17 protein-coding genes and 1 pseudogene are annotated in these 16,121 nt (G+C 69.6%); 6 read left to right on the top strand and 12 right to left on the bottom strand.

The annotated features are described in order from the left end of the window. Positions 1 to 15 precede the first annotated feature (15 nt). Together ABD858_RS32295 and ABD858_RS32290 are read right to left on the bottom strand one after the other, a co-directional pair. Positions 16 to 522 carry a hypothetical protein gene (locus ABD858_RS32295; protein ID WP_345034167.1) on the bottom strand — a complete coding sequence of 169 codons (507 nt, stop codon included), beginning with the start codon at positions 520 to 522 and terminating at the stop codon, positions 16 to 18. 129 nt (positions 523 to 651) lie between these two features. Beyond that, a complete protein-coding gene (locus tag ABD858_RS32290) occupies positions 652 to 1,098 on the bottom strand; it encodes a universal stress protein (protein ID WP_345044219.1) in 447 nt (148 codons plus the stop codon). A 235-nt stretch (positions 1,099 to 1,333) separates the two neighbouring features. On the opposite strand from ABD858_RS32290, the gene ABD858_RS32285 reads away from it, so the two are divergent. Then, complete coding sequence (locus ABD858_RS32285; protein WP_345045076.1) at positions 1,334 to 1,468, top strand: hypothetical protein; 135 nt, start codon at positions 1,334 to 1,336, stop codon at positions 1,466 to 1,468. Positions 1,469 to 1,475: 7 nt separating this feature from the next. Here ABD858_RS32285 and ABD858_RS32280 read toward each other — a convergent pair whose 3' ends face one another. Beyond that, complete coding sequence (locus tag ABD858_RS32280; RefSeq protein WP_345034168.1) at positions 1,476 to 2,015, bottom strand: hypothetical protein; 540 nt, start codon at positions 2,013 to 2,015, stop codon at positions 1,476 to 1,478. Between the two features lie 30 nt (positions 2,016 to 2,045). After that, positions 2,046 to 3,668: an aa3-type cytochrome oxidase subunit I gene (gene ctaD, locus ABD858_RS32275; protein WP_345034169.1), complete on the bottom strand. Its 1,623-nt coding sequence runs from the start codon at positions 3,666 to 3,668 to the stop codon at positions 2,046 to 2,048. A 351-nt stretch (positions 3,669 to 4,019) separates the two neighbouring features. Here ctaD and ABD858_RS32270 point away from each other — a divergent pair, with 351 nt between their 5' ends. After that, on the top strand, positions 4,020 to 5,627 hold the full coding sequence (locus tag ABD858_RS32270; protein WP_345034170.1) for a sensor histidine kinase: 1,608 nt from the start codon (positions 4,020 to 4,022) through the stop codon (positions 5,625 to 5,627). A gap of 7 nt (positions 5,628 to 5,634) precedes the next feature. On the opposite strand, the gene ABD858_RS32265 is transcribed toward ABD858_RS32270, so the two are convergent. The 5 genes from ABD858_RS32265 to ABD858_RS32245 form a co-directional block, all read right to left on the bottom strand. Further along, entirely contained in the window at positions 5,635 to 6,339 is a 705-nt protein-coding gene (locus ABD858_RS32265) for a response regulator (RefSeq protein WP_345034172.1), read from the bottom strand. Between the two features lie 49 nt (positions 6,340 to 6,388). Next, positions 6,389 to 7,057 (bottom strand): vitamin K epoxide reductase family protein, encoded by a 669-nt coding sequence (locus ABD858_RS32260; RefSeq protein WP_425586136.1) that lies wholly within the window; start codon positions 7,055 to 7,057, stop codon positions 6,389 to 6,391. Positions 7,058 to 7,067: 10 nt separating this feature from the next. Beyond that, complete coding sequence (locus ABD858_RS32255; RefSeq protein WP_345034174.1) at positions 7,068 to 7,589, bottom strand: hypothetical protein; 522 nt, start codon at positions 7,587 to 7,589, stop codon at positions 7,068 to 7,070. 149 nt (positions 7,590 to 7,738) lie between these two features. Next, the gene (locus tag ABD858_RS32250) at positions 7,739 to 8,266 is read right to left on the bottom strand and encodes a DoxX family membrane protein (RefSeq protein ID WP_345034176.1); all 528 of its coding nucleotides are present in this window, start codon (positions 8,264 to 8,266) and stop codon (positions 7,739 to 7,741) included. A 432-nt stretch (positions 8,267 to 8,698) separates the two neighbouring features. Further along, positions 8,699 to 9,151: a YbhB/YbcL family Raf kinase inhibitor-like protein gene (locus ABD858_RS32245; RefSeq protein WP_345034178.1), complete on the bottom strand. Its 453-nt coding sequence runs from the start codon at positions 9,149 to 9,151 to the stop codon at positions 8,699 to 8,701. Between the two features lie 104 nt (positions 9,152 to 9,255). On the opposite strand from ABD858_RS32245, the gene ABD858_RS32240 reads away from it, so the two are divergent. Then, positions 9,256 to 9,786: an NTPase gene (locus ABD858_RS32240; RefSeq protein WP_345034180.1), complete on the top strand. Its 531-nt coding sequence runs from the start codon at positions 9,256 to 9,258 to the stop codon at positions 9,784 to 9,786. A 23-nt stretch (positions 9,787 to 9,809) separates the two neighbouring features. Here ABD858_RS32240 and ABD858_RS32235 read toward each other — a convergent pair whose 3' ends face one another. Continuing rightward, positions 9,810 to 10,457 (bottom strand): MerR family transcriptional regulator, encoded by a 648-nt coding sequence (locus ABD858_RS32235; RefSeq protein ID WP_345034181.1) that lies wholly within the window; start codon positions 10,455 to 10,457, stop codon positions 9,810 to 9,812. A gap of 269 nt (positions 10,458 to 10,726) precedes the next feature. Here ABD858_RS32235 and ABD858_RS32230 point away from each other — a divergent pair, with 269 nt between their 5' ends. From ABD858_RS32230 to ABD858_RS32220, 3 genes are all read left to right on the top strand, one after another. Further along, positions 10,727 to 12,100, top strand: coding sequence for a YhgE/Pip family protein (locus tag ABD858_RS32230; RefSeq protein WP_345034183.1), 1,374 nt, complete (start codon positions 10,727 to 10,729; stop codon positions 12,098 to 12,100). A 110-nt stretch (positions 12,101 to 12,210) separates the two neighbouring features. Beyond that, positions 12,211 to 12,462 (top strand): hypothetical protein, encoded by a 252-nt coding sequence (locus ABD858_RS32225; RefSeq protein WP_345034184.1) that lies wholly within the window; start codon positions 12,211 to 12,213, stop codon positions 12,460 to 12,462. 44 nt (positions 12,463 to 12,506) lie between these two features. Then, a complete protein-coding gene (locus ABD858_RS32220; protein WP_345034186.1) occupies positions 12,507 to 13,058 on the top strand; it encodes a YciI family protein in 552 nt (183 codons plus the stop codon). 266 nt (positions 13,059 to 13,324) lie between these two features. On the opposite strand, the gene ABD858_RS32215 is transcribed toward ABD858_RS32220, so the two are convergent. Beyond that, positions 13,325 to 15,502 carry an MMPL family transporter gene (locus ABD858_RS32215; protein WP_345034188.1) on the bottom strand — a complete coding sequence of 726 codons (2,178 nt, stop codon included), beginning with the start codon at positions 15,500 to 15,502 and terminating at the stop codon, positions 13,325 to 13,327. Between the two features lie 31 nt (positions 15,503 to 15,533). Beyond that, positions 15,534 to 15,929 (bottom strand): annotated as a pseudogene (locus ABD858_RS32210) (DUF6223 family protein); the annotation flags it as partial. Positions 15,930 to 16,121: the final 192 nt, after the last annotated feature.

The following is a 16,121-nucleotide window of genomic DNA, read 5'->3' as shown; positions in this document are numbered from 1 at the left end:
ATTGATCCCTGTCGATCAATGACGAAGAGCCCTGCCGACCTCCACGGTGATGGTCCCCGACAGCTTGTGCGTGCTGCGCGCGGTCGCGGTGCCTGTCTTTCCGGCGGCGACGTTCTCGATCGTCACCACGGACAGATCCTGCAGTTCGTGGGCCGGATTGAGGAAGTTCACCTGCACCAGGAACGACTTCGTGGAATCGGCGGTGTTCTTCGCGGAAACCTGAGTTGTGGTACGTCCTTCGCTGTCCGTCGTCGGAGCGCCGAGCTTCACCTCGTTCTTGGCATTCACTCCTTGCTTGATCTCGTTGAACTTCTGCTGTGCCGAGGCCGTCGCCGAGGCGATGGCCTCGGATGCGCGGGAGGCCGCCGACGAGATGACCGACTTCGCGGACTCGGCCACGGAGGCGACCGCGGACGGGGTCTTGCTCGGAGCTCCCTCACCGCCCCCGCATCCGCCGGCGCCGAAAGCCACGATGGTCGCCAGCACGGCGCTCGCCGCCACGTTTCCAGTTGCCGTTCTCATTTTGCCTCCCAGGGTCGGACGACCGCCGCCCCCAGTCAATGAGGCCTCCCTCCTCGGCGCCCGTCCTGATAAGGCATTCGAGTGACTGCCGGGACGCACGCTGCTTCATGGCGTACCGGAGCCGGCGCCTCACACGCTGACGTCCGGACGGACGATGACCACCGGGCAGGACGCATGAAGGGCGCACTGCTGACTCACCGAACCGAGCAGGGCCCGGCGGAAGCCGCCCCGGCCCCGGCTGCCCACCACCAGCACCTCGGCGCCCTCTGCAGCGTCCAGCAGCACCTCGGCCGGGTTTCCCCGCACGAGCCGCTCACGCACCCGGGCGGCGCCCTCCTCGCCGAGCACATTGCGGACCTCCTCGACGAGGCTCCGCTCCGCCGCCTCCTCGTCGAACTCGGTGTCCACCGCCGGAGCCGACCACCCGTGCGCTCCGGGCAGATCCCAGGCCGCCACCGCCTCCACGGTGCCCCCGATCAGAGCGGCGTGCCGGACCGCCCAGCGCAACGCCGCATGCGACGAAGGCGAGCCGTCGACACCCACCACGACGCGCGGAGCCGAACCCTTCCTGTCCATTGCCGTTCCACCCTTCTGCCGTCCCCCGCATTCCACGCTGCGCGACTCCGGGGCATGTCGCCAGACGAGGACGGCCAGGAGCAGCACGAAAACGGCCGTCGCGGGTGACCGCCCTGAGGGCCGTACGACGGGCGGCTCGGCGACGGCAGCACCGCGGAGGTCGCGCTCGCCGTCGACGACCACTGGCACCACCGCGGTGTGGGCACCCTTCTCAGCTGCTTCTGGGCTCTCCCGTATGGCCGGTGATCTGCCGCAGCTCGCGGAGGCCGACCTCGATCCCGTTCTCGCCCGGCCGGACGGTGTCGAGGTGCTCGACGCCCGGCAGGCACACGACCCCTGTCTGCGCCGCCTCCACCGAAGAACCAGGTGACCGGGTGTCAGAGCCGGCCGGCGCGGCCGCGTGCGGCGACCGCGCGCATGCACGCCAGGAGCAGGAAGAGGGCACAGACCAGCGCACCGGCCAGGGCAGCCGTCATCGTGCCGGAGTGGCCGGCCGTGGCGATGACCGCCGCGGATGCCGTGCCGGCGACGAGGAGTCCCGACAGGGCCCAGGCCAGAAAGACGGCCCGGGACCTGTCCGGGGCGCCGACCGGCCCCGTACAGCGCAGGGCTTTCCAACGCCGGATCGACTCCTCCTCCTCGCGTCGCCGGCAGGTGCGGGCGCGCACAGCCAGGGTGGCCGTGAGCGCCGCACCCGCCGCGGCCACCGCGCAGACGGGCTGCCAGCTCCGCGCCACCAGCAGCACCAGGGCCAGCGCCGCACCTGTCGCCCAGCCGGTCACACAGGCCCAGGCGGCGAAGCGCCGGGACGGCAGACGGTCGTCCCCCGCCCGCAGGTCGACGACGGCGGGCACGAACCAGACACAGCCGGACCCGCTGATCACCGCGGCTCCCAGTGCCAGCACCATATGAGACATCGCGCTTCCTCCTCCTGGCGTGCGGCTCGGTCAGCGACTGACCAGTTCTGCGGCCGCCGCGGTCTCCGCGGCACCGATTTCGGGACGGTGCAGGTCGAGGGCCGGTGATTCGCTGCGGATGCGGGGCAGCATGGTGAAGTTGTGCCGGGGCGGCGGGCAGGAGGTGGCCCACTCGAGGGAGCGGCCGTAGCCCCACGGGTCGTCGACCTCGATCTTCTTGCCGTACTTGGCGGTCTTCCAGATGTTGTAGAAGAACGGCAGGAAGGACATGCCCAGCAGGAACGAGCTGATCGTCGAAACGGTGTTCAGCAGGGTGAAGCCGTCCGCGGCGAGATAGTCCGCGTACCGGCGCGGCATGCCCTCGGCACCCAGCCAGTGCTGCACCAGGAACGTCCCGTGGAAGCCGACCGTGAGGGTCCAGAAGGTGATCTTGCCGAGCCGTTCGTCCAGCATCTTGCCGGTCCACTTCGGCCACCAGAAGTGGAAGCCGGCGAACATCGCATACACCACCGTGCCGAAGAGCGTGTAGTGGAAGTGCGCCACCACGAAGTACGAGTCGGTCACATGGAAGTCCAGCGGCGGCGCCGCCAGAATCACTCCGGTCACTCCGCCGAAGACGAACGTGACCAGGAAGCCGGTGGCCCAGAGCATCGGGGTCTCGAAGGACAGCGATCCCTTCCACATGGTGCCGATCCAGTTGAAGAACTTCACACCGGTCGGTACCGCGATCAGGAAGGTCATGAAGGAGAAGAACGGCAGCAGCACACCGCCGGTGGCATACATGTGGTGCGCCCACACCGTCACCGACAGACCCGCGATCGCGATCGTGGCGCCGACCAGGCCCATGTAACCGAACATCGGCTTACGGGAGAAGACCGGGATGACCTCGGAGACGATGCCGAAGAACGGCAGCGCGAGCACATAGACCTCGGGGTGGCCGAAGAACCAGAACAGGTGCTGCCACAGCAGCGCACCGCCGTTGGAGGCGTCGAAGATGTGCGAGCCGAACTTGCGGTCCATCTCCAGCGCGAGGAGCGCCGCGGCGAAGACCGGGAAGACCATCAGGATCAGCAGGGCGGTCAGCAGCACGTTCCAGGTGAAGATCGACATGCGGAACATGGTCATTCCGGGGGCGCGCATGCAGATGATCGTGGTGACGAAGTTGACGGCGCCCGCGATGCTGCCGAATCCGGACAGCGCCACGCCCATGATCCACAAGTCGGCGCCGAGTCCGGGCGAGTGGACGGCGTCCGACAACGGGGCGTAGGCGAACCAGCCGAAGTCGGCGGCGCCGCCGGGCGTGAGGAAGCCGCCCGCCGCGATCAGCGACCCGAAGAGGTACAGCCAGAACGACAGCATATTGAGCCGGGGAAAGGCCACATCGGGCGCGCCGATGTGCAGCGGCATGATCCAGTTGGCGAAGCCCGTGAAGAGCGGCATCGCGAACAGCAGCAGCATGACCGAGCCGTGCATCGTGAAGGCCTGGTTGAACTGCTCGTTCGACATGATCTGCATGCCGGGCCTGGCCAGTTCGGCACGCATCAGCAGCGCCATGACGCCACCGACGATGAAGAAGAAGAACGCGGAGACGAGATAGAGCGTCCCGATCTTCTTGTGGTCCGTGGTGGTCAGCCAGTCCACCACGACGTGCATGCGGGATCTCTCGGCTTCTTCCCCTTGGCGGGGGCGGAGCTCGACCGCCTGCTTCTCTGATATCTGCAACCCGTCCACCGGCGGGCAACCTCCAACTCTGCGATGTTCGTGCGGGGCCGGGAAGGGACGCGGATACGGGGGACGCACGGCCTTCCCGGCCGCCGCCCAATGATCAACGGTGAGGAGGGAGGCCCCGATAGGGCCGTTCAGCCCCCCGGGTAGGGTCCATGGACCTTCCGTGCCGTGACATACGCTGATGCCCAGCAGGTACCTCAGGAAAGCGGAGAAATGGCAGACACAGTGACAGACGGCCGGCATCCCTCATGGCCCCACCCACGGACGCCGGACCGTATGCACAGCCTGCTCGATGCCGTGATGAACCTGGGGCGGGGACTGGAACTGCCCCAGGTGCTGCGTGGCATCGTCGAAGCGGCGGTGACCCTGACGGACGCGGAGTACGGAGCGCTGGGCGTCGTCGGTGACGGTCAGCGGCTGTCACAGTTCCTGCCGGTGGGCATGGCCGACGAGATGGTGGCCGCGATCGGTCAGACACCGTGCGGGCGCGGCATTCTCGGTGAACTGATCCACAATCCCGTGCCGCTGCGGCTCGACGACCTGAGCCAGCACCGCAACAGCTACGGCTTCCCCGCCCATCACCCGCCCATGCGTACGTTCCTGGGTGTCCCCGTCCGGGTGCGCGACGAGGTCTTCGGCAACCTCTACCTCACCGAGAAGCGCGGTGGCCGAGGCTTCGACGCCGACGACGAGGCCGTACTGACGACGCTGTCCATCGCGGCCGGAGTGGCCATCGACAACGCCCGTATGTACCACGAGAGCCGACGCCGGGAGCGCTGGCTGGAGGCACTGGGCGAGATCACCCGCAGCCTGCTCTCCGGCATCGGCGCCGACCATGTGCTGCGGCTGATCGCCGAACGGGCCAGGGATGTCGCGGGCGCGGACGCGGCGGCCGTACTGCTCCCGGACCCGGAGGAACCGGGCCGACTGGCGGTTCGGGTGGCCTGCGGCCACGACGCGGATCGCATGAGCCGGCTGGCCGTTCCCGTGCGGGGCTCACTCTCCGGCATGGCCGCGCACGACGGCCGGCCCGCGGTCAGCGCCGATCTCTCCACCGACCCCCGCGGGAACGCACTCGGGGACGACAGGGCGGCCTACGGGCCGACCGTGGCAGTGCCCCTCCCGGTCGGTGCTTCCGCATCCGGTGCCCTGCGGCTGAGCCGCCTGTCGGGCGGACCGGAGTTCGACGCCACCGAGGTGCAGCTGATCTCCGGCTTCGCCGGCCAGGCCGCCCTCGCCCTCGAACTCGCCCAGCGCAGGGCCGAGTCCGAGGAACTGGCCCTGATGCACGACCGGGACCGTATCGCCCGGGATCTGCACGACCTGGCCATCCAGCGGCTCTTCGCCACCGGGATGACCCTGCAGAGCGCACAGCGGGGCATCGAGCGCCCGGAAATGGCCGAGCGGGTCGGCCGGGCCGTGCGCGACCTCGACACGACCATCGACATCATCAGGTCCACCATCTTCGACCTGCGCTCCGACACGGACGACCGGGGCGGACCCGGAGTGCGCCGGCGGATGGCCGAGACCGCGCGCTCGGCCACCCAGTCCCTGGGGTTCACACCGTCGCTGCTGGTGAACGGTCCCGTGGACACCAACATCAGCGCGGAACTCGCCGAGCACGTCCTGGCGGTGGCCACCGAGGCGCTCAGCAATGCCGCCCGGCACGCCGCCGCACGCCGGGTGGACATCGTGCTGACGGCCGAGAAGGAGATCACGCTCACGGTGACCGACGACGGGGTGGGCATCGGCAGCGCCACACCCACGGGCGGTCTGACCAATATGCGGGAACGAGCCGAACTCCTCGGCGGTTCCCTGACCGTCACCTCTCCACCGGCCGGCGGGACCCGGATCGAGTGGCGCGTACCGCTGCCCGCGAACTGAAGCAGGATCAGCCGGCGTCCGCGGCCCGCTGCTCCCGGGCCTTCTCCGCGATCATCGCCGCCTGGACCCGACGGCCCACACCCAGCTTCGACAGGATGGAGGAGATCCGGTTCTTGACGGTCTTCTCCGCCAGGAACAGCCGCTCGCCGATCTGCCGGTTGGTCAGCCCCTCACCGATGAGTTCCAGGATTTCGTGCTCGCGCGGGGACAGCCGGTCCAGCCGGCTGGGTGTCGGCGCGGGCTGCGGGGTCGTCAGCCGGGACATCACCCGCGTCACCGCGCGGGGATCCAGCATCGACTTCCCCGCCGCGACCGTCCGGATGGCGGTGATCAGCTCCGAGCCCCCGATGCGCTTGAGGACATAGCCGGAGGCGCCCGCCATGATGGCGCCGAAGAGGGCCTCGTCGTCGTCGAAGGACGTCAGCATCAGGCAGGCCAGTTCGGGCATGCTCGCCCGGAGTTCACGGCACACCTCGACACCCTGGTGGTCGCCGGCCCCGTCCCTGTCACCGCCGAGCCGTACGTCGAGGACCGCCACCTGCGGCCGTGCGGCGGGCACCCGGGCGAGGGCTTCCCGCGCGTCGGACGCCTCACCCACCACGACCATGTCCGGCTCGGCCTCCAGCAGATCGCGCACCCCCCGTCGTACCACCTCGTGGTCGTCGAGCAGGAAGATCCGCAGCGGGGCGGCAGGAATGTCATCAGTATTCATGAGAGTGCTTCAGGCCAGGGGACGGAACGGACAGGGACGGAACGGCGTGTCATACGAGCAGTGACTGCCAGTATGACCAGAACCGGACCGCGATCAGCATGACGATACTCAGGAGCCAGGCGACGGGCACAGCCCAGTGGAACTCCATCAGACCGATCACCAGCCGGCGCGGCGCCGGTACGATGCCGTGCCTCAGATTGTGCACGGTGGTGTACCAGAACATCGTGACGGTGACGGCCCAGGCCAGGCAGCACCACAGGCACAGGGCGCCGATCACGTAGAGCGCCTGTGTCATCAGCCACATGCAGAAGACCGCCCCGAAGAGCGTGCCCAGGTTCAGCCCGATCCAGAGCCAGCCCGGGAATCGTGCACCGACCAGCAGCGCGACGCCGACCATGACCACCACGGGATAGGCCACCAGCCCCAGCAGCGGGTTGGGGAAGCCGAACACGGAGGCCTGGTCGCTGAGCATCACATTGGTGCACGACAGGACGGGACCGATGCTGCACGAGGGACGGAAGTCCGGATTCTCGGCCAGTCTCATCTTGTCGATGGTGATCACGAACGAGGCCAGGATGCCGAGCGCCCCGGTGACCGTCAGCAGCCAGGCGAAGGCGCGTCCGGCCCCGGTCGTGCGCCGCGCGGCGCCCTCCGTCCGCGCGTCCGCTCCCGGGCGGACGATCGTACGCACTTCGCCGGTCGTCGCAGTGTCCCGCACGGCGGACAGGTCACCTCGCACACAAGCCTCCGCGGGTCCCCCGGGCGGGCGCCGGGGCGTCGGTCCGGCGGGCGCCGGCCGGCCAGACGACGTCGACCGGAATGCCCCGGGCACGGGCGAAGGCCACCAGGTGCGCCGTGGCGTCCCGGCCGTTGGACGGCGATCCGTCCCACACGGCCAGCAGACGGCGGGAGGCGGTGATCATCTTTTCGTCGGCCGCCACGCATGCGTGGCGGTCCTCCGGGTCGTACGGCAACAGGCGCACCTGCTCGGCCAGTACCAGAAGCTCTCCTGCCGCGGGCCGGTCGCGTCCGGGCAGCATGGCAGGCACGGACTGCTGCGTGGGCAGAAGCACGACCAACTGCCGCCCCGCGGCGCGGACAGCCCGGCCGAAGACCACCGGGAGCCCCGCCCCGGCGCGCACCAGTCCGGTCGCGCGCTCCGCCACCCGGTCCAGCAGCGTGGCCAGTTCCCTCTCCACCAGCTCCAGTGTGTCCAGGGTCAGATCCGCATGCCCCACCGCTGCGATCACCGCTCAACTCCGTCCGCTCTCATCCGTGTCCGCGACGGCCGCCGACAGGCTTCGACCGCCACCGGCCGGGGGAGGTACCGGTGGCGGTCGATGCCAGTCAACAGGGGAGGTGATCTGCGCTGGTAGGGGCCGAACGGCCCTAAGAGCACCTACTCCTCGGGGGCCGGCTGCGACGCCAGATGCCTGGCCCGCCGGCTGAGCACGGCCGCCGCCGCGGCAGCCCCGCCGACGAAGGCCAGCGCCACGGTCCACGGCTGGTCCAGGACACGGCCGGTGGCGTGGTCGAGCGAGTAGCGCCCGGCGCCCGCCAGGCCGATGCCGGCTGCGACGAAGCCGAGGAAGGCAGGGTATTCCAAGCCTCCGCTCTGTGCGAAGAAGCCCGCGGGCGCGTGCACGGCCGCCGCGCCCGCCATGGCGCCCGCCGCCGAGGCCCCGGCCACCGGCGTGGCGAGACCGAGGACCAGCAGTGCCCCGCCGCCCGCCTCACCGAGCCCCGCGGCGATCGCGCTCAGCTTGCCCGGGGTGAAGCCCATGGCCTCCATCGCCTTGGCGGTGCCGCCGAGGCCGTGGCCGCCGAACCAGCCGAAGAGCTTCTGCGCTCCGTGCGCCGCCAGCACCGCGCCGGTGCCGGTCCTCAGGACGAGCAGGCCGAGGTCGCGACGGTTGCCGAATGCCATGGACGTCTCCCGGTGAGCGTGGACCGTGCTGGATGCCGCACCCCTCCACTCTCCGGCGGAGACGGTGCGGAGCGGCGGTCTTGTTGGGCCGACCGGGTCGTGTGACAGCTGACGTCCCCCGCGTCACGACCGGCGCACCCGCCATCTCGACGCTGCTCTCCATCCGCGCCTCTCAGCACCCCGGATTCGACCGGCAGGTCTTCCAGTTCAGCGGTCCCGTCCCGGCGGAACGGAGCGTGCGTTACGTACCCGAGCGGGGGAACCGTCATGTCTGCCTGGCTGCACCGCGGTGAGCGGGCACCGCTCTACAATCCGGCATTCGGCGACACCGCGCTCGCCGAAGGCCGCCAGGACATGCTCCTGGGCCGCTGGGAGGGAGCCCGCGACCTACGACACGGGGCCCACACGACTGGGACAGGCGCGCACACCGGGTCAGCGCTGATACGTCCCCATCAGCGTGCCGCCGGCCAGCTCCCTTCCCTTCAGCGCGCGGTGCACTGCGTCGCTCTTCGCCCGGCCGTGCAGCGGGAGCGGCTCGGACACCGCCCACAGGCGGAAGAAGTAGCGGTGCGGCCCGTGCCCCGGGGGAGGCATCGGCCCGGCCCAGCCCACTCGGCCGAAGTCGTTCGGCCACTCGTGGCCGCCCGGGGGTGTCTCGCCCTCCGCCACTCCCGAGCTCGCCGGATCGATACCGGTGACCAGCCAGTGGAGAAACGTCCCCCCGGGGGCGTCCGGGTCCTCGCACAGCAGGACCAGTTCCGCGGTGCCCTCCGGCGCCGCCGACCAGGACAGGGCCGGCGAGATGTCCTGCCCCTCGCCGCTGTGGCGACGCGGGATCTCCTGGTGATCGCCGAATGCCGTGCTCATGAGCTCGATTCCAGTCATGCGCGCGGCCATACCCGCAACGGCACGCGCAGCACCGGTCCTGCCGCGCGAAGAACCCGATCGGCCGAGTCCGGTCAGGGTCACGAACCGGGTATGCGCACGACATGCCGACAAGAATCCTGATCGAGGGACGCCCGGGCGTGGGCAAGACCACCGCCGTCCGCCGGCTGGCAACGCTGCTGCACACCCGTGACGTCATCGGCTTCACCACGGAGGAGATCCGCGAGGGCGGCACACGGATCGGTTTCGCACTGGAGACCCTGGACGGCCGACGGGCCGTGCTCGCCCATGCCGGCTTCCCGGGCCCGCCCCGGGTCGGCCGGTACGGGGTCGACCTCGGCGTCATGGAACGGCTGGCACTGCCGTCCCTGGAGCAGGCGTCCAGGAACCCTGCTCCCGGGCAGCTCGTACTCATCGACGAGCTCGGCCGGATGGAACTGGCCTATGTCCCGTTCCGCGAGACGGTCCGGTCGCTGTTCGGGGCCGACGTCGACATCGTCGCCACCGTCCATGCGCACATCGACCCGTTCACCGATGCGCTCAAGCAGCGGTCCGGCGTCGCAGTCGTCCGTCTGACCCAGGCCAACCGGGACGCCCTCCCCGAGGAGCTGGCGGCCCGGCTGGAACACGGATGAGAGGCAGGCCCCGCCGAAGGGGCTCAGTACGCGGTGTCGGGTGCGGCGGCCGCCCCTGTGCGGCGACGTGACTCGCCCTCCTGGGCGAGCCGCCGGAGCAGGGCGAGGACCGGTTCGAGGAGCAGGGTGAGGATCGCGGCCCGTTCGGCGAGCACCATCCGGTCCTCGATGCCGTCGAGCTGGTCGAGATCCAGCCGCGCCACGGCGGCGGCCAGCCTCGCGTACGGGAGGAGGTCGTCCACGCCGAAGTCCACTCCCAGGCGGCCGAGCTCCTGCAGACTCGCGGCCAGGGCGCGACGGTGGGGCGAGGCTTCCGAGATGTCCCACTCCATGGCGTCGACGAGGCCGTCGACGCGCTCCGTCAGCTCCCCGTCGCCGGTCGCCTCGGTGGCATCGGCCGGGGTACGCAGGGCGTAGTGGATGACGCCGAGCATGGCGAGCGGATCATGCGGCTGGTCGATCTCGGCGAGCACCTCGCGAGCAGCGGCGATGGACAGCCCTCCCAGCGTGGTCAGCGCCCGGATCAGACGCAGGCGCTGGACGTGCTCCTCGCCGTACTCCGCCAGGGTGGCGCCCATCGCGCGGCCTGCGGGCAGCAATCCTTCCCGCAGGTAGTACTTGATGCTCGCCACCGGCACCCCCGACCGTCGGCTCAGTTCCGAGATCCTCATGCGCTCCCCTCGATTCCGTGCTGTGACCAGTATCGCGGCATCTCGGTTCGACAAGCCGGACTGGATAGTGTCAGTATCCAGCTATTGGATAGTGAAGGTATCCAGCTATTGGGCCCGCCGGGCCGGAGGGCTGGACCGCCTTCTGTTGCACGTCTCACGCGCACCGTGGCGCGACATCGCATCTGGAGCAGACTTGCCGGTCTCATGTCGTACAGGAGCCATTTGTCATGAAAGGGCATCCATGGCGGCCCTCTCCGAGGGGAGGCGCCATGTCTGAGCCGATGCACGCCCGTCGGGCGCCCGGACGGAAGGTGCTGCGCCGACGGAGCCTGTGGCTCCCGTCGGCGCTGATCCTCGGCCTGCTGTCCTTCGTGCTCTCGCTCCTGTACATGGGTGCGAACAACGACCCGGTCGGCGCCACGCACGATCTGCCGATCGCGCTGGTGAACGCCGACAAGGGCGTGACCGTGGGCGGGAAGCAGATCAACATCGGCGCGCAGATCACCTCGAAGGTCGCCCACTCCCCGGACCTGAAGGACAAGGTCGCCTGGAAGCAGGTCAGCCGCAGCGAGGCCGAGGAGATGCTGGGGAAGGACAAGGCGTACGGCGCCCTGGTGATCCCCGAGAACTTCTCGGCATCCGTGGCCGCGCTGGCCCTCCCCCAGCAGGACCCGAAACGCCCCACCATGCAGGTGCTGACCAACCCGGCCTCGGGAAGCTTCGGCTCCGGCATGGCCGCCGAGATCAACCAGAAGGTGGCCCACGCCGCCTCCACCGAGCTGGGCAAGCAACTGAGCCAGCAGGCGAAGCAGCAGGCGGCACAGGCCGAGAAGAAGCCGAGCCATCACGCACAGCAGCAGGCCGACCACGCGGTGAAGGCCGAGCAGCCGAGCACGGCCGAGCAGCTGCTGCTCGCCGACCCGGTCGCGGTGACGGTCCAGGAGGGCCATGAGCTCGGCACCCACAGCGGACTCGGGCTGAGCGCGTTCTTCTACACCCTGGTGCTCGTCCTGGGCGGCATGCTGGGCGCCAATGTGATCCACACCCAGTTGGACGCCCTGCTGGGGTACGCGGCCAGCGACTACGGCCCCTTCCGCCGCGCGAAGCCCGCGGAGCGCATCAGCCGTACGCGTCACTTCGCCGTGGCCTGCGGGCTCATGGCCGCCCTGTCACTGGTGACGTCCGCCCTGACACTGGTCGCGGCCGTGAAAATCGTCGGCATCGACGCCTCGCACCTGGCGCTCCTGTGGATCTACGGCGCCTGCGCCACCACCGCGATGGGCATCACCGCGCTGGCTCTGCTCGCGGTCTTCGGCATGCCCGGCCAGCTGCTGTCCATGCTGGTGCTGATCGGCTTCGCCATTCCGTCGGCGGGCGCCACGATCCCGTTGGAGGCGCTTCCGGACTTCTACCGTTTCCTCGCCGAGTTCGAGCCCTTCCGACAGGTGGTCGACGGTGTCCGGTCCATCCTCTACTTCGGGGCACAGACCGAGGCCGGGCTCGGCCGTGGCTGGACCATGATCGGCGTGGGCTTCGTGGTGGCGCTGCTGTTCGGCTTCGGAATGACCCGCTTCTACGACCGCAAGGGCCTGCACCGATCCCCGATCGAGGGGCTTGAGCCCCACCCGGTTCCGGCCGGTTGACCGGCACGCGACCCCGGGGATTCATCCGGAGGTCGCCCCACGAGCGGGGCCGTTCCGAGCGGAGGCGGCTCCTGAGCGCGCCGCCCCGTGGGGACGGGGAAGCGGCGCACATGACAGGGCTCGGCGGTGGTCGTCGGATACGACGTCCACCGTCGAGCCCTCGGCGTCCGAACCTGCCGCCTCAGGACACGGTCCGGAAGGAACGGCTCCGCGTCAGACGCCGGCTCGAGGAGGTCCTCCCCCAGGGCGCCGACCCGCTCCACCTCGCCCTCGTCCTCGGTATCGACGAGAAGACGACCATCCGCTACGCGCAGTCGGCACGCGTGCTTCTGGATGAGGCTGCCGAGCAGCACTCGCAGTGAAACCCGCTCGACCTTGTTACCTCCTTGAAGGGACCCTGTGAAGCATGGAGTTCCTCTGCTACCACCGCGACCGGCCCGACTCCGTAGCCCTGCGCGACGAGCTGCTGGAAGAGCATTGGTCCTACATGGACCGGTACGCGAAAGAGATGATCGCCCGGGGCCCGACCCTCGCCGGCGACGGCGAGACACCCACCGGAAGCGTGCACATCGTCGACCTGCCCGATCCCGTCGCCGCCCGCGCGTTCGCCTTCGACGAGCCGAACTACCAGGCCGGCGTCTACCGGGACGTGCTGCTGCGACGGTGGCGCAACACGCTGGGGCGCACCATGTGGGACTTCCCCGGCGGCCGGACCGGCGGCAATCGATACCTGGTGCTCGGCCTCGGCACAGGACAGGCCGCCGACCTCGCGGTGCCGCCCGACCGGGACGAGCTGATCGCCTACGGGCCGCTGCTGTCCGACAACGGCGCCACCTGGCTGGGCACGGCGGTGCTGGTCCGGGCACGGGACCTGGAGACGGCGCGCGCCATCCTGGCCCCGGACCGGTACGCCGACATCGAGGTGCACCACTGGCAGTTCGGCGGGCGGCCGGTATAACCCGAGGACATCCGGCCGACGTTACCGCCGAAGCCCTTCGGATCGCTCAGCGCGAGCGCGTTTCACTCGAACCCACGGATGCATCGGCCTGACGCACACCGGTGGACCCGTGGGTTCGCGCTGAAGGAGCTTCGGTTTCCCTGAACCCACGGGGATCCGGGCCTCGATGCTCTCCGTCGGCCCGGTCGTCGTGGGCGCCGACGCGTCCGAATCGGGGTGCCGTTGATCACCGAGCGGCAAACCATGTGCCAGTAACCCGAGATCGGTCAGACTCTGGCCTCTTCCCCGATCCCGGCCTGCGAAGCCGAGGTCGCCTTCGGTGCCCGGCGCCCGGGCATCCACCAGTTGGCCTTGCCGCACAGTTCCATCACTGCGGGGACGAGGACCATCCTGATGATGGTGGCGTCGACGAGCACAGCGACGGCCATGCCCAGACCGATCTGCTTGATTGAGACGTCGGGGCCGAGCAGGGCGGTCGTGAAGATGGCGATCATGATGGCGGCCGCGGCCGTGATGACCTTGGCGGTCCGCGCCAGCCCGCGAGCAACGGCCATGCGGGTGTCGCCGGTGCGCTCGTACTCCTCACGGACCCGCGAGATCAGGAAGACCTCGTAGTCCATCGACAAACCGAACAGGAGCGGGAACATCATCATCGGCACCCAGGTCGTGATCGGCATGTCGGTGGGGAACCCGACGGCCGAACCCAGCCATCCCCACTGCACGATCGCTACCAGCACGCCGTAGGCGGCGCCGATCGACAGCAGGTTCATCACGGCGGCCTGCAGTGCGATCGTGACCGACCGGACCAGCGCGATCAGCAGCACCAGGGACAGCACGATGACGACCGCGATCATCAGGGGCAGGTGCGAGCCGGTGTCCTCGGCGAAGTCGATCGCGCCGGCGTTCGGGCCGCCGACGTAGACCCCTTCACCGCCGGATGCCTGGGGCAGAACGTCGTCGCGGAGCTTGTGCACCAGGTCCGCGGTGGCCTCGTCCTGGTACCCGGTCTCGGGGAAGGCCATGAAGGTGGCGGCCTGCCCGTCCTTACTGACCCGGGCCTGCGTTGCGTAGGCGATGCCCTCGGTCTTCCTGACCGCTTCGACGACGGGACGCAGAGCGGCGTCCTTGGAGTCGACCTCGGTGGTGAAGATCAGGGGTGCGCCGTAGCCGGGACCGAAGCCCTCGGAAAGAATCTTGTATGAGGTGTAGCTGCTCCTGTCGTGGGGCTCGACACTGGCGTCGGGCAGGCTCAGCCGCATCGACACCACGGGGGCGGCCAGCACCAGCAGGCTCGCGCCGGCCAGAATCGCGGCGACCAGCGGCCTGCGCTGTACCACGCCGACCCAGCGCTCGGCGGGGGTACGGCGCTCCCGGGCCGGGACGCCGTCGGCCCCGTGCCGACGATTCGTTCGACGGGGCAGACGCAGCGAGTTGATTCTGTGGCCGGTGAAGCCCAGGAACGCCGGCAACAGGGTCACCGCGGCGATCATCGTCACCAGCACGGTCACCGACGCGCCGATGGCCACCCCGGTCATCATCTTCTGCCCCATGGCGATCAGGCCCAGCAGCGCGATCACGACGGTCGTGCCCGCGAACAGCACCGCGTGACCCGCGGTGGTGATGGCCTTGACCGTGGCGCTCTCGGGCCCGTCGCCGTCCTGCAGGCTGTCCTTGTAGCGGGTCAGGATGAACAGTGCGTAGTCGATGCCGACACCGAGCCCGATCAACGCGGCGACGAACACCGTGAAATCGGGCGAGGGGACCAGGTGCCCCACGAGCTTCATCAGGGCGATCCCGCCGAGCACCGCCATCAGCCCGGTCACGATCGGCAGGCCCATCGCCACCAGTGACCCGAAGGCGATGAACAAGATCACCGCGGCCGCCAGGACGCCCACGCGCTCGGCCGAACCCTGCGGAGGTGTCTCGGCCTTCTCCGCCGTCTTCCCGCCCAGCCCCAGCGTCACGCCGTCGCCCGAGGCGTCCTTGACCGAGTCCACCAGGGGCTTGACGTCGGTCTTCTTCGCATCCATGTCGGTCAGCGGGATGGTCGTACGGGCGATACGACGATCCTTCGTCACCAGGTCCTTGTCCTGATACGGCGAGGTCACCGGTCCTGTGATGGGTGAGGCGTCCAGATGGGCGATGACTTTCTCGATCTTCTGCCGGGCGGCGGGGTCGTCGATCCCCTTCTCTGCCTTGATCGCGAGAGTCAGCGTGTCCCCTTGCTGCTCGGGGAAGTGCTTCTCGATCAGAGCCTGCGCCTTGGCGGACCCGGAGTCTCCACCGGAGTAGTCGTTGTCGGAGGCGGCGCCGTAGCCGAAGCCGGCGAACGCCACGGCGATCACGCCGACGATCCAGGCCAGAAGGACCAGGCGGCGCCGCCGATAACAGAACCGGGCGAGTCTCGCCAGAGCTCCATCCGTACGGGGAGTGTCGGTTGCCATCATCTTCTCCTCGAGCCCTGTCTCCTCTCTCTCATCCGAGCGCGCGCTCGTATGTGCTGCGGTCAGCCGGTGAGCCGGCGCGGCGCGAGCGAGCCAGAGCCAGCCCACCGAGGACCACGCTGATCAGCCCCACGACCAGGGCCACGATGGCCCCGCCCAGCCCGTTACCGGTGCCGATACCACCGTCGGAGGTGGCCACGACCAGCCCACCCAGGGCCATGCCGATCAGCCCTGCCACCAGGGCCGCGACAGCCCTGTTTCGCCTGGAGCCGGTGCCGGGACGACCGGCGGAGCGGGCAAGAGCCCGCCCACCGATGATCACACCGATCAGCCCCACCGACACGGCCACGATGGCCCCGATTCGCCCGGCGCTCATGGCGTAGACACTGGCGGCGGCCGACTGGACCGAGGCGTGCCCGGCCGCCGGTGCGGCAAGCACGAATCCGACTGACATGAGGCGCTCCTTCTCCTCCTACGACTGGACGTCGCCTGATCATGTCCGCCGGACCCACCGCCGGTCGTCCCGCAGACGCAGGCACTTTGGGCTGCCGCCGATGGCGCACCCGGTTTACTGCGGATGCCGCAGGCGCCGCGAAGGTACTGCGGGCGCGGTAGACAG

It is taken from the genome of Streptomyces sannanensis, from assembly GCF_039536205.1.
Lineage (GTDB): Bacteria > Actinomycetota > Actinomycetes > Streptomycetales > Streptomycetaceae > Streptomyces > Streptomyces sannanensis.
This window is presented reverse-complemented; position numbering and strand designations above follow the sequence as displayed.

Coding starts and splice junctions, on each gene's coding strand:
- ABD858_RS32295 (WP_345034167.1), bottom strand. CDS start 522: ATGAGAACGGCAACTGGAAACGTGGCGGCGAGCGCCGTGCTGGCGACC.
- ABD858_RS32290 (WP_345044219.1), bottom strand. CDS start 1,098: ATGGACAGGAAGGGTTCGGCTCCGCGCGTCGTGGTGGGTGTCGACGGC.
- ABD858_RS32285 (WP_345045076.1), top strand. CDS start 1,334: ATGGCCGGTGATCTGCCGCAGCTCGCGGAGGCCGACCTCGATCCCGTT.
- ABD858_RS32280 (WP_345034168.1), bottom strand. CDS start 2,015: ATGTCTCATATGGTGCTGGCACTGGGAGCCGCGGTGATCAGCGGGTCC.
- ctaD (WP_345034169.1), bottom strand. CDS start 3,668: ATGCACGTCGTGGTGGACTGGCTGACCACCACGGACCACAAGAAGATC.
- ABD858_RS32270 (WP_345034170.1), top strand. CDS start 4,020: ATGCACAGCCTGCTCGATGCCGTGATGAACCTGGGGCGGGGACTGGAA.
- ABD858_RS32265 (WP_345034172.1), bottom strand. CDS start 6,339: ATGAATACTGATGACATTCCTGCCGCCCCGCTGCGGATCTTCCTGCTC.
- ABD858_RS32250 (WP_345034176.1), bottom strand. CDS start 8,266: ATGGCATTCGGCAACCGTCGCGACCTCGGCCTGCTCGTCCTGAGGACC.
- ABD858_RS32245 (WP_345034178.1), bottom strand. CDS start 9,151: ATGACTGGAATCGAGCTCATGAGCACGGCATTCGGCGATCACCAGGAG.
- ABD858_RS32240 (WP_345034180.1), top strand. CDS start 9,256: ATGCCGACAAGAATCCTGATCGAGGGACGCCCGGGCGTGGGCAAGACC.
- ABD858_RS32235 (WP_345034181.1), bottom strand. CDS start 10,457: ATGAGGATCTCGGAACTGAGCCGACGGTCGGGGGTGCCGGTGGCGAGC.
- ABD858_RS32230 (WP_345034183.1), top strand. CDS start 10,727: ATGTCTGAGCCGATGCACGCCCGTCGGGCGCCCGGACGGAAGGTGCTG.
- ABD858_RS32225 (WP_345034184.1), top strand. CDS start 12,211: ATGACAGGGCTCGGCGGTGGTCGTCGGATACGACGTCCACCGTCGAGC.
- ABD858_RS32220 (WP_345034186.1), top strand. CDS start 12,507: ATGGAGTTCCTCTGCTACCACCGCGACCGGCCCGACTCCGTAGCCCTG.
- ABD858_RS32215 (WP_345034188.1), bottom strand. CDS start 15,502: ATGGCAACCGACACTCCCCGTACGGATGGAGCTCTGGCGAGACTCGCC.